Consider the following 15,298-nt stretch of genomic DNA (forward strand, 5'->3'; position numbering starts at 1 on the left):
ATAGGGGCGACGGGGTTGATGACTTCAATTGTTGGGTGGCGGCAGGCATTCGAATCTGCAGTGATGGCAGGCAGCGACAGCATGGGTCGCATCAGGAATGTCTAAACTGTGAACCGCAACCGCCGATCCCTGGAACATGCGCTGGCTGGCGTCGCGTTCGGCGCGCTGGCGCTCGGCAGCCAGGCGATGGCAGCCGACATGCCGCTCAAGGCGCCGCATCTTCGTCCGGCGTTCGACTGGAGCGGCTTCTATCTCGGCGGCCATGTCGGCTACGGCGGCGGCAGCTTCGGTCCCGGTACCAATCCGCTGCCGCTGCAAGGCGTGTTCTTTCCCCACAGCATCACGGGTCTGATCGGCGGCTATCAGGCGGGTTACAATTTTCAGCTCCCGAACAATCTGGTGTTGGGCGCCGAGGCCGATGTTTCGTTCCTGAGCACGCTTGATCGTCCAAGGCTTGATCATCCAAGGCTTGCGCCGGCCCCTTTCAACACCAGCTTCGACTACATTGCCACGGTCCGGGGACGCGTCGGATACGCATTCGGAACGCTGCTGCCCTATGTGACCGGCGGCGTCGCCTGGGCCCGAACCCGCGTCGACGTCAATGATGTCGACGGCAGCCTGTTATCCGAGCGGGGGCACGCACCTCTTGGCTGGACCGCAGGTATTGGCATCGAATATGCCGCCGATGCCAAATGGAGCGCAAAAGTCGAATATGGCTACATCGATCTGGGAGCCCGAACCTACGGACTTGCGGATGTATCGCTGCCGGACGTCGCCATCGACCCGAAGGTCCACACCGTCAAGCTCGGATTGAACTACAGGATCTGGGACGGGCCGGGTTCCGCGACATCAGGCGATTATGTCATCAAGCCGCCCACCCCTCCCGCATCCAGGGACTGGAACGTTCACGCCCAGACGACCCTCATATCGCAGGGCTATCCGAGCTTCCGCTCGCCGTATCAAGGGTCCAATAGCTTGCCCGGCGCCGGACGCGTGCGAGAGACCTGGACGGTCGGAGCCTTCCTCGGATGGCGGTTGTGGGATGGCGGAGAGTTCTATTTTGGTCCGGAGCTTGCGCAAGGTTTTGGAATCGGCGGCACATTAGGCTTGGCAGGGTTTTCAAACGGCGAAGCGCAAAAAGGCGGCGCCGAATATCCGAGATTCCGCGCACAGCGCTATTTCTTCCGGCAGACTTTCGGGCTGGGAGGCGAACAGGAAGAGGTGGCCGATGCGGCCAATCAGTTGCCGGGCAAACGCGACATCGACCGGGTTACAGTAACGGTCGGGCGATTTGCCGTCGGCGATTTCTTTGACGGCAATTCCTACGCAAAAGATCCGCGCGTCGATTTCATGAACTGGTCAATGTGGGCGTCGGCGGCCTATGACTTTCCGGCCGACCTTCCCGGATTTACCCGCGGCGCCGTGGTCGAACTCAATCGCAAGGATTGGGCCGTGCGCGCGGGCCTGTTTCAGGTGCCCTCTGCTCCCAACAGCGATGTCCTCACCTTCAAGACCGGCGGAGCTGTTGTCGAATTCGAGGAACGTCATACCGTGTTCGACCAGCCCGGCAAACTGCGGCTCGGCATCTTCGCCAATCGCGGCAATACCGGCAACTACCGCAACGCGCTGGCGATCAGCGCCGCAGACCCGGCACTCGATATCAACAACGTCATGTCAGACATCCAGCGCCAAAATTTCAAATACGGATTTTACGTCAACGCCGAACAACAGCTCATGAAGGATGTCGGCCTGTTCGCCCGTGCGAGCTGGAACGACGGCCGGAACCAAATCCTGTCCTTTACCGACATCGACCGCAGCGTCGCGGCAGGCCTGTCGGTCAAGGGCAGCTATTGGGGACGGCCGAGCGATACATTCGGTTTGGGCGGCGCAATCAACGGACTTTCCGGCGGGCACCGCGATTTCCTGGCGGCCGGCGGCCTCGGCCTGTTGATCGGCGACGGCCGTCTCAACTACAGCAACGAACGAATCCTCGAGACCTACTACGCCTACGCGATCGACAAGAACTTCACCCTCACCGCCGATTACCAGTTGATCACCAACCCCGCCTATAACGCCGACCGCGGCCCGGTCCACGTCTTCTCCGGCCGCTTCCACGGCGAGTTCTAACCGACGTCCCTGCGAAGGCGGTGACATGTAGCCCGGATGGAGCGCAGCGCATCCGGGTAAGCCTGTCCGCAGGCGAGACGTGCCCAGATTGCGCTTCGCTCCATCCGGGCTACGCGGTCGTATTCGCGCCTCACCCCACCGGCTGGAAAGAATCCGCGCGTGCCATCGCCCAGGCGTCGCGGAAGCGCGGATCGTTGGTGCCTTCGATCAGCTCGCCCGGCCGCAGCGACGGATAGAGTTTCGCGAATGACAATGTGTCGTTCGTGGAGGATCGCTGCGTGAAGTGGATCGGCCGTAATTGCTGCGGATGTTCGAGGCCGGCTGCGGCGATAAGCTCGGATAGGGCGTGCAGGGTGGCGTGATGATAGCTGTAGACCCGCTCGATCTTGAGCGGCACCACCAGCGCGCGGGCGCGGAGCGGATCCTGGGTGCTCACGCCCGTCGGGCATCGATCGGTATGGCAGCTCAGCGACTGGATGCAGCCGAGAGCGAACATGAACCCGCGCGCAGAATTGCACCAGTCGGCGCCGATCGCCATCGCGCGCGCCATGTCGAAGGCGGTCGCGATCTTGCCAGCGGCGCCGATCTTGACGCGGTCGCGCGCATTGATGCCGATCAGTGCATTATGGACGAAATTGACGCCCTCCCGCATCGGCATGCCCAGATGGTCCATGAATTCCAGCGGCGCAGCGCCGGTGCCGCCTTCATTGCCGTCGACGACGATGAAATCAGGATATATCCCGGTCTGCAGCATCGCCTTGCAGATTGCCAGGAATTCCCAGGGATGACCGACGCACAGCTTGAACCCGGCGGGCTTGCCGCCGGATAATCGTCGCATCTCGCCGATGAAGGCCATCATTTCCAGCGGCGTCGAGAACGCGCTGTGCGTGGCCGGCGAAATGCAATCCTCGCCCATGGCGACACCGCGAATTTTGGAGATCTCTTCAGAGACTTTGGCCGCCGGAAGGACCCCGCCATGTCCGGGCTTGGCGCCCTGGCTGACCTTCAGTTCGACCATCTTGATCTGATCGTCGCTGGCGACGCGGGCAAATTCCTCCGGGTTGAACGAGCCGTCGCGGTTGCGGCAGCCGAAATAACCCGAGCCGATTTCCCAGATGATGTCACCGCCATGTTCGCGGTGATAAGGACTGACGCCGCCCTCGCCTGTGTCATGCGCAAAGCGGCCCTTCTTCGCACCCGCATTCAGCGCCCGCACGGCGTGGGGGCTGAGCGCTCCAAAACTCATCGCGGAGATGTTGAAGACCGAGGCCGAGTATGGCTTGGTGCAATCCGGACCACCGATGGTGACGCGAAATTGCTCGACGGCACGAGCTTTCGGCGCCATCGAATGGTGCATCCATTCATAACCGTCGCGGTAGACGTCCTCCTGGGTGCCGAACGGCCGCTTGTCGAGCACCATCTTGGCGCGCTGATAGACCAAGGCGCGGGTGTCGCGGGAAAACGGCATACCATCCTTCTCGCTCTCGAAGAAGTACTGCCGTATCTCCGGCCGAATTTCCTCGAGCAAGAAGCGGATATGCGCCGAGATCGGATAGTTGCGTAAAACCGCGTGGTTCTTTTGCAGGAGATCGCGAATGCCGAGCAGCGTGAGCGCGCCAAAAATCACGATCGGGAGCAGCAACAGCTCCCACACCTTGATGTTATGGTCGAAAATCCCGATGCCGATCAGCAAGGCGGTGACGACGGCGCAGATCGTCAGAATGATGTAGCGTGGCGAGAACGGCAGCAGCAGTGTTTCCATGGAATCCCTCGGCTGGATTGTCGTGGCGCCGGCGCCAGCTTAGTCCAACCGCCGGAACGAGCGCTACACGATATACGGGGCGATGCTCACGGAAGTGACGTCGGCTAAAAAAATAGTTGGCGGCTTTAATAAACCTGTCGCTTTTGCAGTGCAGCGTAACGGCCCGGGCCGGCCAGTCAGTGGCTGTGCAACCGCATCTCGTGCGGGATCTTGCCCTGCTGCAGGCCGTGCTGGGCCAGCCAGGCGTCGGTGGAGAGAATGGCGCGGTCGATGTGATCGGCGGTTCGCGAGAAATCGTAGGGCGAGCCCACCAGCGGGCAGAGCGGCGGCACCACGAAATACTCGATATCGGACGCAAGCATTTCAAGCTCGGTGACCAGTTGCCGCGCGATCAGGAGCGTGAGCGCGTGCAGCGCGTTGGCGACCGCCCCGACCGGCGGCGCCTGGTTCGCACAGGCGTGCCCGGTCGGCAGAATGATCAGGCGCCTGGCGCCCTTCTTCACGGCGACCTGTATCGGCGTGTTGCTGGAGATCGCGCCGTCGGCGAGATAATGATCCTTGTAGCGGATCGGCGAGAACGCGCCCGGGATCGCGGTGGACGCGACGATCGCCTCCGCCGTGGAGCCCTCCGACAACACCACGCTGTCGCCGGAGACGATGTCGGTGGTGACGATATGCACCGGCAGCTTCGCCTCTTCCAGATTGCGATAGGGGATGTGATCCTCGATCAGCTTGCGGATGCCGTCATGAGGAATCAGAAAATCGCGGCGCCACAGAAAACTCAGCACCGTCCGCCAGCTCATCGGAAAGACGTCGTGCCGCGTCAAACCGCGCCAGATCGCGGCGAGCCGCTGCACGCCATCAAGCGTAGGATCGCCGGCATAGAATGCGCCGTTCAGGGCGCCAACGCTGCAGCCGACCACCATATCAGCGGCGACGCCATGCGCGGCAAGCGAATGCAGCATACCGACCTGAATGGCCCCGAAGCTGCCGCCGCCCGCAAACACGAAGGCGGTCTTTGCCGGACCGATCTCGTCGCGTACCGACACGCGCGAACTCCCTCATCGCAGCGTCGGCAACAGGCCGCACGGCGTTCGGGAGCGCTTATAGCAGTGGGAGATGGGGTGGGCTACACAGGCCCGCCGTCATTCCGGGGCGATGCGAAGCATCGAACTATGGGGCGCCCCTTGCGCCCCTGAGAATCTCGAGGTTCCCCGATGCGCAATTGCGCATCTGAGGTCTGGTCCTTCGGACCATCCCGGAATGACGGTCAACTCATCAACGCTCGACGAACGCCTTCTCGATCACGAAATGGCCGGGCGTGTTGTGGCTGCCTTCGAGGAAGCCGCCGGACTCGAACATTTGCTTCAACTCGTCCAGCATCCCCGGGCTGCCGCACATCATGACGCGATCGGTCTCGATATTGAGCGGCGCCTGGTGGATGTCGTTGAACAACTGCTCCGACGATATCAGGTCGGTGATGCGGCCGCGGTTGCGGAACGGCTCGCGGGTCACCGTCGGGTAATACAGCAGCTTCTCCGACAACAGCGGTCCGAACAGCTCATCCTCGCGCAGCTTGGCGACGAGTTCCTCGCCATAGGCGAGTTCGGAAACCTGGCGGCAGCCGTGAACGAGCACGATGGTCTCGAAGCGCTCATAGACGTCGGGATCCTTGATCAGGCTCGCGAACGGCGCGAGACCGGTGCCGGTCGACAGCAGCAGCAAACGCTTGCCCGGAATCAGATTGTCGGTGATCAGCGTGCCGGTCGCCTTGCGGCCGACCAGAATCTCGTCGCCCGCGCGGATCTTCTGCAGCTTCGAGGTCAGCGGCCCGTCCGCGACCTTGATGGAGAAGAATTCGAGCTCTTCCTCGTGATTGGCGCTCGCCATGCTGTAGGCACGCAAAAGCGGCCGGCCCTCGACCTCGAGGCCGATCATCGCAAACTGGCCGTTCTGGAAGCGGAAACCGGAATCACGGGTGGCCCGGAAGCTGAAAAGCGTATCGGTCCAGTGGCGAACAGAAAGAACCTTCTCTCTATAGAATGCGCTCATGGGTTTTCGTTTTTCCTGACGTCTCGATGTAGAACGTTTCGGTCTTCGGGCCTTGAAGTGCCAGAAATCAGCGAAATTACTGGCGATTTGGCGCTTCATTTGCGCACAGCAGATACATAGTCAATATGACCTACAGCACAATCGAGAACTCGGAATGGCTGTCGGTCTAATTTGCAGAAAGGTTCGATTGGCTTCGTTAACGCTTTCTCGCGCAATTAACTTGCTGAATTCGGCACCGATCTGGCAATAAATGACCATGTCAAATTAAGAACGTTTCAAAAGAGATCGCATGCGGAGCCCAACTGAATTTCGAAAGGGAAAACCGGGCTTCTATCCGGACCAGGCGATCTATGCCGAATTTGCCTGCGCTGAATTTGGGCTCCATTTTCGCGACCTCGACGGCGGGTCGGGGTTGATCTTCAGCGTCGCCTCGCGCGACGGGCTGGTTCATTTCGGCGCCGGCCGATGCTCCTGGTATCCGCAGAACAGCGCGACCGCCTCGACGCTGGCGTCCGACAAACATTTTACGAGCCGGATCTTGCGCGAAGCCGGCGTCCCGGCGCTTGGCGGCGAATATTTCTTCCTGCACGAGCGCTATCGCGCGCAGCGCCCGGCGGGACATGAGCGCAGCGATGCGCTTGCCCATTTCGAGACATTGGGCGGATCAGCTTTCGTCAAGCCTCTGACGGGATCGCGCGGCGATTTCGCGCAAGCCATTCACGGCGACGCGGCGTTCATTCGCTATCTCGACGAGGTGCCGAAATATTACGACGCCGTGCTGATCCAGCCGATCGTCGAGGGAAGCGAGTATCGCGTTTTCCTGCTTGACGACGACGCGCTCTATTGCGCGCGAAAATATCCGCCGTCCGTCACGGGCGACGGCGTGCATACCACACGTGAATTGCTCACCGTCCACAATGATGCCCTGCGCGCGCGCGGTCTCTCGCCTGCTTCGCTGCCGAACCAGGATCCGTCGCTCGATACTGTCCCGGCAAAGGGCGAACGCCGCGAGATTCCCGGGCGCATGAATCTGAGCGCGGGCGGCACGATGGTGCTGGCACCGGCGCCATCCGAAAAAGCCATCACCCTGGCGCGGCAGGCTGCGCGTGCGATCGGTCTCCGCGTCGCGGCCATCGACATGTTCGTCGATATCGGTGGCAAGCCGGATGCAATCGAGATCATCGAGATCAATTCCAATCCCGCGATCCGACTACTGGAGCAATCCAATCGCGGCGATCTCATTCTAAAAATCTGGCATCACACCTTCTCCACCATGGGATTGCTGTAGTGTTCGACCTGCCGAAATACGGCGACGGCATCTGCCTCGCGCGCATGGCCGGATTGCTGGAAGCGCTCGGAATCGATCGCCTGCGGCTGCAGCGCATCTCGGTGGTGGTGACCGGCTCGAACGGCAAGGGCAGCACGGCGGCGATGTGCGCCGGTATCGGCCGCGCCTACGGCCTGCGCACCGGCCTCTTCACCTCCCCGCATCTCTTCCGTTTCAACGAACGGATTCAGGTCGATGGCGTCGAGATCGACGACGACGCGCTCGCTCGCCTGAAGCGGCGGGTCGAAGCCGTCATCGCCGACGTCTCGAAGCGGATGGGCGAGCAGTTCGGCGCTTTCGAAGCGCTGTTCGCACTCGCCTGCCTGCACTTCCAGGAGAGCGGATGCGACTTCACCGTGTTCGAAGCCGGCATCGGCGGACGCTACGATCCGGTGCGCCTGATCGGCGCGCGCGAAACTTGCGTCACCTCGGTCGATTACGAGCATGTCGAACTGCTCGGAAACTCGCTTGAACTGATCGTATCGGACAAGAGCGACGCCTGCGCTGCCGGCGGCACGATCGTCTATGGCGAGAACTGCCGAGGCTTGCGGGCGCACCTCGTCGAGTATAATCGCGCGCGCGGCTGCACGCCGCTGTTCATCCGCGATGATATCCGTATCGATAATGCGGTGACGGCAGCCTCAGGCCAGCATTTCGATTTCCAGTTCGGATATCATGATTATCGCCACCTCGAAGTGAGCCTGTCCGGCGCGTTCCAGTTCAACAACTCGGCCATTGCCGTCACCCTGTTCCTGCTCTGGCTGCAGCGCGAGCAGCCGCGCAAGCCTCCGGACCGAGTCGAGACTGCGATACGCGCCGGCTTGCGCGATGCGCGATGGCCCGGCCGCCTCGAGGTCATCAGTCAGGACCCGTTCACCGTAATCGACGTCGGTCACACCCCCGACGGCATCCGGCAATCGCTGGCAAGTCTGCTGGCGATCCATGGCAGCGAAGATTGGATCCTCGTGATCGGTGCATCTGGCGACAAGAAGGCGCAGGAAATCGTCGGCGCGCTGGCGCCGTCGTTTGATACGATCATCTGCACGGCGGCGCATCACAAGGGAGCGGACGCGCAACGCATCGCCGCCGCTGCCGCGCGCGCCAACCCCGCCGCGAGCCTCCGTGTCGCCGCCTCGATCGAGGAGGCGGTGCGACTGGCGGGGGACGTTGCTGCCGCGCATTCGCAAAGAATTTATGTCGCCGGCGGCCTGTTCCTGGCGATCGAATACGCAACGGCCGCCCGTGGCGGCCGCCCGCAAGACCTGCATTTCTTCTGACTAGTTGCTTCCGTGCTTGTCGTCGAGCACCCTGAAGGCTTCCTCGAGTTGCGGCGAGATCGCGACGCCGAGCTTTTCCCCGGTCGGCAGTCGCGCGACGAACCATTTGTTGTAGAGCGGGATCAGGTCACGGCCCGAACCGAGTTTCTGGAAAGTGCGCTCGACCACGGCCTTCAACTGCGGCTCACCCTTGCGGAACATGATGCCGTAGGGATCGTAGGACAGATACTCGCCGGTGACCTTGAATTGGCCCTGCGCCTTGTGCCGCGCGATCAGGCCGTAGAGCAGGATGTCGTCGGTCGCGAACGCATCGGCCTTGCCGTCCACCAGCGTCTGATAGGACTGTTCGTGATCGGGTGCCGTCACGATGTTGAGGCCGAGCGAAAACTTCTTGTCGATCGCGTGCATGGCCTGCTCGTTGGTGGTGCCCTTGGTCACCACCACGGTCTTGCCCTTCAGGTCCGTGGGCGCCGAGATGGTGGACGCCTTCGGCACCATCAGCTTGGTGCCGGCCACGAAGATCAGCGGCGAGAACGCCACCTGTTTCGCGCGCTCGGCATTGGCCGTGGTCGAACCGCATTCGAGGTCGATCTTGTTCTGCACCACCGCCTGAATGCGGTCATCCGAAGTGACCTTAACGTATTCAATCTTGAGATTGGCATCGTCGACCTCGACGCCGATCTCCTCGACGATCGCCTCGCACAGTTCGAGGCTGTAGCCGATCGGCCGGTTGGACTGGTCCAGGAACGAGAACGGCGGCGAACTCTCGCGGTAGCCGAGACGCACGACATGCGTCCGCTTGATGTTGGCGAGCGTCGGGCTGAGCCCTTCGCTGGCGGTCTGGGCAGACGCCGGCGTGGCCAGCAGGCAGGCGGCCAGCAGCATTGCGCCGACCCCTGCCAACCTCCTTGGGAATTGATGCATTCATCTCTCCCCTCAATGTGCCGGAACAGGGTCGCCCGGAACGGCGTCGGTGGGCACGACGTCATCGGGTCCGAGCTCATGCTCGGCCTTCAGCTCGCCCTCCCATTTCGCCACCACGGCGGTCGCCAGCGAATTGCCGATCACGTTGGTGGCGCTGCGTCCCATGTCGAGGAACGTGTCGATGCCCATGATCATCAACAGACCGGCCTCGGGAATGCCGAACTGGCTGAGCGTCGAGGCGATCACCACCAGTGAGGCGCGCGGCACGCCCGCGACGCCCTTCGAGGTGATCATCAGCGTCGCCAGCATCGCGAGCTGCGTGCCGAGCGACATCTCGATGTGATAGGTCTGCGCGATGAATATGCTCGCGAAGGTGCAATACATCATCGTGCCGTCGAGATTGAACGAGTAGCCGAGCGGCAGCACGAAGGACGAAATCCGCGAGGAGGCGCCGAAGCGATTGAGGCCTTCCAGCGTCTTGGGATAGGCGGCTTCCGAGGAGGAGGTCGAGAACGCAATCATCAGCGGCTCACGGATCAGTCGCAAGAGATGGCTGTATCGCGGCCCGATCACGATGAAACCGACCACGATCAGGATGGCCCACAGGATCAGAAGCGAGAGATAGAAGCCGCCCATGAACACGATCAGCTTCCACAGCACGCCGAGGCCGTTCTTCGACACCGTCGCCATGATCGCCGCCCACACCGCGATCGGCGCGAACAGCATCACATAGCCGGTCACTTTCAGCATGATGTGGGCGAGGTCGTCGATCAGCCCCATGATCGGCTTGGCGCGCTCCGGCATCGCGCCGAGCGCGACCGCGAAGAACACGGCAAACACCACGATCTGCAGGATTTCGTTCTGCGCCATGGCATCCGCGATCGAGGTCGGGATCAGATGAGTCAGAAACTTCTCGATCGAGAACGCCGAGACCGGCAGGCCGGTCGATTGCGTCTTGTCGGGCAGCGTGCCGGGAAAGTTGGCGCCGGGCTGCAGCAGGTTGACCATCACCAGGCCAAGCAGCAGCGAGACAAAGGAAGCGCTGACGAACCAGCCCATCGTCTTGGCGAACACGCGGCCGAGCTTCGAGCCGGAGCCCATATGGGCGATGCCGCCGACAAGGGTGGCGAACACCAAAGGCGCGATGATCATCTTGATCAGGCGCAGGAACAGCATGGCGATCAGGTTTACGTCGGCCGCGATTTCCACCCGGCTGTCGGGCATATAGTTGAAGACGATGGTTCCCATCACAATGCCAAGCGCCATAGCGATCAGGATATACTGCGTAAACCTGCTGGACATTCTTGCACCCCCGTATTTCCGGCAACCACAAGTTTGGCAGATTTGAATGAGGACGCAACAAGCTTGCGGCGTTTTGTACGCTTGCCAGAATGTTCCCGTTGTGAAATGCGCGCGCGCCGACTAGCGTTCATGCAGCGCACAATCTGTGCAGGTGATCGCCTGATGCGCAGCCAATTGCATCCGGAAACGCCAGAACAACAACGCCGAGGGGAGACAACATCATGAACGACGCTGTCAATCGTCAGATCCTGCTGGTCGAGAAGCCGACCGGCAAGCTCGGGCCCGAGCATTTCAAGATGGTCAACGGCGCAGTGCCCGAGCCGAAGGACGGCGAGGCGCTGGTGCGGACACGCTATATCTCGCTCGACGCCGCCAACCGGGCGTGGATGCACGGCGCGACCTATCGTGCCGCCGTCGAGGCCAACACCGTGATGGCAGGCGGCAGCATCGCCGAAGTCGTCTCGTCGAAAGCGCCCGGACTGACAGCGGGCGATATCGTATTCGGCGACACCGGCTGGCAGGATTACGCCGCCGTACCAGCAAAACATCTCACCAAGATGCCAAAGATGGAACCGATGACGCATCTGCTCAGCGTGTACGGCATCGCTGGCCTCACCGCCTATTTCGGCCTGCTGCACGTCGGCAATCCGAAGGCCGGCGAGACCGTCGTGGTGTCGGCCGCGGCCGGCTCGGTCGGATCAATCGTCGGACAGATCGCGAAGATCAAGGGCTGCAACGTCATCGGCATCGCCGGCGGTAAGGACAAATGCCACTGGCTCACCTCCGAGCTCGGCTTCGATGCCGCGGTCGATTACAAGGACGGCGCCACCTTCAAGGCGCTGCGGGCCGCAGCGCCCAAGGGCATCGACGTCTATTTCGACAATGTCGGCGGCGACATTCTCGAAGCCTGCCTTTCGCTGATGAACAACCGCGGCCGCATCGCCTGCTGCGGCGCCATCTCGCAATATGACGGCGTGCCGTCGGCCCATGGCCCCCGCGGCGTGCCCGGCCTGATCGTGGTCAAACGCCTTATCATGCAAGGCTTCATCGTGATGGACTACATGGACCAGAGCGCTGCGGCGCTGGCCGACCTGCAGTCCTGGGTCGCCTCGGGAAAGCTGAAGGTGCAGGAAGACGTGATCGACGGAATCGAGAACACGCCGAAGGCGCTGATCGGCCTGCTCGCCGGCGAGAACCGCGGCAAGCGCATGGTGCGGGTGTAAGGCGAAGTCCGTAGCAATCCGTAGGGTGGGCAAAGGCGCAACGCGCCGTGCCCACCATTTCTTGCCGTGCTAGTGATGGTGGGCACGCTTCCGCCTTCGCTCGTTGAGCTACGGCGGACAGGTCGCTTTGCCCACCCTTGATCTAGTGCGTCGCAGCAGGCGCCGTCTGCGCGCCCGTCTTCTTCACCTTGCGCTCCTTCACCCAGTTCTCGAACCGCTGGATCACGACAAAGAATGTCGGCACAAACAGCACGGCCAGACAGGTCGAGGCCAGCATGCCCGAGGCCGCCGTGATGCCAATCGACTTCCGGGCGTTGGCGCCGGCGCCGGTTGCAAGCACCAGCGGGATCATGCCGAAGATGAAAGCAAACGACGTCATCAGGATCGGCCGGAACCGGGCTCGCGCCGCCTCGATGGCGGATTCCAGCAACGGCTTGCGATCGCGCACGTGCAGTTCCAGCGCCACCTCGACGATCAGGATGGCGTTCTTGGCCGACAGCGCGATCAACAGGATGATGCCGATCTGGGTATAGAGGTTGTTCTCGATCCTTAAACCGGTCAGCACGATCATAGGGCCGAGCAAGGACAGCGGCACCGCGAGAATCACCGAGATCGGCGCGTACCAGCTTTCATATTGTCCGGCCAGCACGAGGTAGACCAGCAGCAGGCCCAGGCCGAACGCCCAGTAGATCTGGCCGCCGACGACCTTCTCCTGGTACGACATCGCCGTCCACTCGAAGCCCGTGCCGGGCGGCAGGGTCTTCGCGGCAATCTGCTCCATCAGATTCATCGACTGACCTGAGCTGTAACCCGTCGCCGGCAGACCGATGATGGTTGCGGAAGGATACAGATTGTACAGGCTGATCAGCGACGGACCGACCGCCGGCGTAATCTTTGCCACCGTGCCGAGCGGGATCATGTCGCCATTGCTGTTACGCACCATCATGTTCTGCATATCACGCGGCGTCAGGCGGAATTGCGCGTCCGCCTGCGCATAGACCTGGAAGGTACGACCGAACTTGTTGAACTGGTTGACGAAGGTCGAACCCATGTAAGTGGACAACGTCGAAAAGATCTGGTCGGTCGTGACATGCAGCGTCTGGGTCTTGATTCGGTCCACCTCGATGTCGAACTGCGGCACCATCGAGCGGAACGGCGAACTGACCCGCTGCAGCGCGCTCTGTGACGACGCATTGGCGACGATCGCGCCGGTGATCGCCTGCAACTTGCTGAAGTCGGAATTGCCGTCGCGGAGCTGGACCTGCATCGCAAAGCCGGCGGCGTTACCGATACCCTGGATCGGCGGCGGTGGAACCACCAGGATCCGCGCCTCCTCGATGACGGACAGTTTTTCGTTCAATCCGACGAACAGCGACCGCAGATCCTCACCTGGCCCTCGCGCGCTCCACTCTTTCAAGATCAAATAGGCGACGCCCGCATTGGCGAGACTGGAAGAATTGTCGAGCGCGGAGATGCCGGAAATGGCGATCACCTGATCGACACCCGGGGCCTTGCCGGCTATCTCGCTGACCTGGGTAAGCACACGCTGGGTACGCTCAAGCGCCGCACCATCAGGCAATTGCACGGCGACCAGGAGATAGCCCTGGTCCTCGATCGGAATGAAGCCGGTCGGCACCCGCGACAGGCCGTAGCCACCGATAGCGATCAGAATCAGCGCGCAGACGACTGAAACATTGCTGTGCGCGACCAGGCGGCCGATCAGCCGGCTGTAGCCGGCCTCGACGCGGTTATAGACCGCGTTGAAGCCGCGATAGAAAAAGTTGCGCTGTTCCGGCGGCACCGGCCGGCGCAGCCACAATGCGCATTGCGTCGGCTTCAGCGTCGCCGCGTTGATGGCGCTGAGCAGCGCGGTTGCGGCAATCACCAGCGCGAACTGCGCATACATCTGCCCAGTCAATCCCGGCAGAAACGCCGAGGGCAGGAACACCGAGATCAGCACCAGCGTAATGCCGATGATTGGCGCGAACAGCGCGTCCATCGCACTGATCGCGGCGTCATGGCCGGACATGCCCTTCTCGATATTGTGGGCTGCGCCTTCGACCACGACGATGGCGTCATCCACCACGATGCCGATCGCGAGCACGATCGCAAACAGGGTCGAGATATTGACGGTGAAGCCGAGCGCCGCCATCGCAGCAAAGGCGCCGATGATCGTCACCGGCACCGTGGTCGCGGGCACCAGCATCGCGCGCCAGTCCTGCAGGAAGATCAGGATCACGACGAGGACGAGCAAACCCGCCTCGATCAGCGTCTTGTAGACCTCATTGATCGATTCCGAGACGAATTTGGTGGTGTCGAACGGCGTGTCGTAGGTCACGTCCTGCGGAAACGCCTTCGCTAGCACCTGCATCTTCTTCTCGACGGCCTGCTGGACCTCGAGCGCGTTAGCGCCGGGCGACTGGAATACGCCGATGCCGGTGGCCGGCTTGTTGTTGAGCGAGAACGCCTGGCTGTAGGTCTGGGCGCCGAGCTCGACCCAGCCGACATCGCGAACGCGCGTGACGTCGCCGCTGGTGCCGGTCTTGACGATCACGTTCTCGAACTCGCTGGTGTCAGCGAGCCGTCCACTGACGTTCAGCGTATACTGGAACGCCTGCCCTGCGGGCGCTGGCGGTGCCCCGACCTGGCCCGCGGTGACCTGCTGGCTCTGCTGCTGGATCGCCGAAATGACATCCTGCGGCATCAGCCCGCGCGCATACAGCTTGTTCGGATCGAGCCAGACCCGCATCGAGTACTGGCCGGCCCCGAACACGGTGACGTTGCCGACGCCGGGTAAACGCGACAGCTCATCGCGGATATTGATGGTGGCGTAGTTGCTCAGGAACAGGCTGTCATAGGTCGCTTTCGGCGACGTCAGCGTCACGAACAGCAGGATCGCCGTCGATCTCTTCTGCACGGTGACGCCCTGGCTCTGCACCGACTGCGGCAGTTGAGCCAGCGCGCTCGACACCCGGTTCTGCACCAACACCTGCGCGAAGTTGAGGTCGGTGCCGATCTTGAAAGTGACCGTCAGCGTATAGGTGCCGTCGGCACCGCTGTAGGACTGCATGTAGAGCATGTCCTCGACGCCGTTGACCTGCTGCTCGATCGGCAGCGCCACCGTATCGATCACGGTTTTCGCGCTGGCGCCGGGATAGCGGGTGGTCACCTGCACCGTCGGCGGCACGACCTCAGGATACTGCGCGACGGCCAGCCGGAACAGGCAGACGCCGCCGATCAGGATCATCAGGATCGCGATGACGTTGGAAAGAACGGGCCGCTCGATAAAAAATTTCGAAATCAT

At 62.0% G+C, this 15,298-nt stretch carries 10 protein-coding genes; 4 read left to right on the forward strand and 6 right to left on the reverse strand.

From position 1 onward, the window contains the following. Positions 1-108 precede the first annotated feature (108 nt). Positions 109-2,127: a carbohydrate porin gene (locus V1286_RS32215; protein ID WP_417021204.1), complete on the forward strand. Its 2,019-nt coding sequence runs from the start codon at positions 109-111 to the stop codon at positions 2,125-2,127. Positions 2,128-2,257: 130 nt separating this feature from the next. Here the strand turns inward: V1286_RS32215 and V1286_RS32220 are convergent, their stop codons facing one another. The 3 genes from V1286_RS32220 to V1286_RS32230 form a co-directional block, all read right to left on the reverse strand. Continuing rightward, a complete protein-coding gene (locus V1286_RS32220) occupies positions 2,258-3,889 on the reverse strand; it encodes an FMN-binding glutamate synthase family protein (RefSeq protein WP_334486697.1) in 1,632 nt (543 codons plus the stop codon). A 176-nt stretch (positions 3,890-4,065) separates the two neighbouring features. After that, positions 4,066-4,938, reverse strand: a complete 873-nt coding sequence (locus V1286_RS32225; RefSeq protein ID WP_334486699.1) for a patatin-like phospholipase family protein — start codon at positions 4,936-4,938, stop codon at positions 4,066-4,068. 229 nt (positions 4,939-5,167) lie between these two features. Next, positions 5,168-5,941: a ferredoxin--NADP reductase gene (locus V1286_RS32230; protein ID WP_108512401.1), complete on the reverse strand. Its 774-nt coding sequence runs from the start codon at positions 5,939-5,941 to the stop codon at positions 5,168-5,170. Positions 5,942-6,230: 289 nt separating this feature from the next. On the opposite strand from V1286_RS32230, the gene V1286_RS32235 reads away from it, so the two are divergent. Both V1286_RS32235 and V1286_RS32240 read left to right on the forward strand, forming a co-directional pair. Then, positions 6,231-7,229, forward strand: coding sequence for a hypothetical protein (locus V1286_RS32235; RefSeq protein WP_334486704.1), 999 nt, complete (start codon positions 6,231-6,233; stop codon positions 7,227-7,229). After that, the gene (locus V1286_RS32240) at positions 7,229-8,545 is read left to right on the forward strand and encodes a bifunctional folylpolyglutamate synthase/dihydrofolate synthase (RefSeq protein WP_334486708.1); all 1,317 of its coding nucleotides are present in this window, start codon (positions 7,229-7,231) and stop codon (positions 8,543-8,545) included. Before V1286_RS32235 ends, V1286_RS32240 begins: the two co-directional genes overlap by 1 nt. Here the strand turns inward: V1286_RS32240 and V1286_RS32245 are convergent, their stop codons facing one another. Together V1286_RS32245 and V1286_RS32250 are read right to left on the reverse strand one after the other, a co-directional pair. After that, positions 8,546-9,469 carry an amino acid ABC transporter substrate-binding protein gene (locus V1286_RS32245; protein WP_334486710.1) on the reverse strand — a complete coding sequence of 308 codons (924 nt, stop codon included), beginning with the start codon at positions 9,467-9,469 and terminating at the stop codon, positions 8,546-8,548. A gap of 12 nt (positions 9,470-9,481) precedes the next feature. Beyond that, a complete protein-coding gene (locus V1286_RS32250) occupies positions 9,482-10,771 on the reverse strand; it encodes a dicarboxylate/amino acid:cation symporter (RefSeq protein ID WP_334486713.1) in 1,290 nt (429 codons plus the stop codon). A 221-nt stretch (positions 10,772-10,992) separates the two neighbouring features. Here V1286_RS32250 and V1286_RS32255 point away from each other — a divergent pair, with 221 nt between their 5' ends. Continuing rightward, positions 10,993-11,994, forward strand: coding sequence for an NADP-dependent oxidoreductase (locus tag V1286_RS32255; protein WP_334486716.1), 1,002 nt, complete (start codon positions 10,993-10,995; stop codon positions 11,992-11,994). A gap of 142 nt (positions 11,995-12,136) precedes the next feature. Here the strand turns inward: V1286_RS32255 and V1286_RS32260 are convergent, their stop codons facing one another. After that, positions 12,137-15,298 carry an efflux RND transporter permease subunit gene (locus V1286_RS32260; protein WP_334486718.1) on the reverse strand — a complete coding sequence of 1,054 codons (3,162 nt, stop codon included), beginning with the start codon at positions 15,296-15,298 and terminating at the stop codon, positions 12,137-12,139.

The organism is Bradyrhizobium algeriense, from assembly GCF_036924595.1.
Taxonomy (GTDB): Bacteria; Pseudomonadota; Alphaproteobacteria; order Rhizobiales; family Xanthobacteraceae; genus Bradyrhizobium; species Bradyrhizobium algeriense.

What these genes read in the sequence shown, in the direction of transcription:
- V1286_RS32220 (WP_334486697.1), bottom strand. Translation starts at nt 3,889, where the DNA reads ATGGAAACACTGCTGCTGCCGTTCTCGCCACGCTACATCATTCTGACG.
- V1286_RS32230 (WP_108512401.1), bottom strand. Translation starts at nt 5,941, where the DNA reads ATGAGCGCATTCTATAGAGAGAAGGTTCTTTCTGTTCGCCACTGGACC.
- V1286_RS32235 (WP_334486704.1), top strand. Translation starts at nt 6,231, where the DNA reads ATGCGGAGCCCAACTGAATTTCGAAAGGGAAAACCGGGCTTCTATCCG.
- V1286_RS32245 (WP_334486710.1), bottom strand. Translation starts at nt 9,469, where the DNA reads ATGCATCAATTCCCAAGGAGGTTGGCAGGGGTCGGCGCAATGCTGCTG.
- V1286_RS32250 (WP_334486713.1), bottom strand. Translation starts at nt 10,771, where the DNA reads ATGTCCAGCAGGTTTACGCAGTATATCCTGATCGCTATGGCGCTTGGC.
- V1286_RS32255 (WP_334486716.1), top strand. Translation starts at nt 10,993, where the DNA reads ATGAACGACGCTGTCAATCGTCAGATCCTGCTGGTCGAGAAGCCGACC.
- V1286_RS32260 (WP_334486718.1), bottom strand. Translation starts at nt 15,298, where the DNA reads ATGATTTCGAAATTTTTTATCGAGCGGCCCGTTCTTTCCAACGTCATC.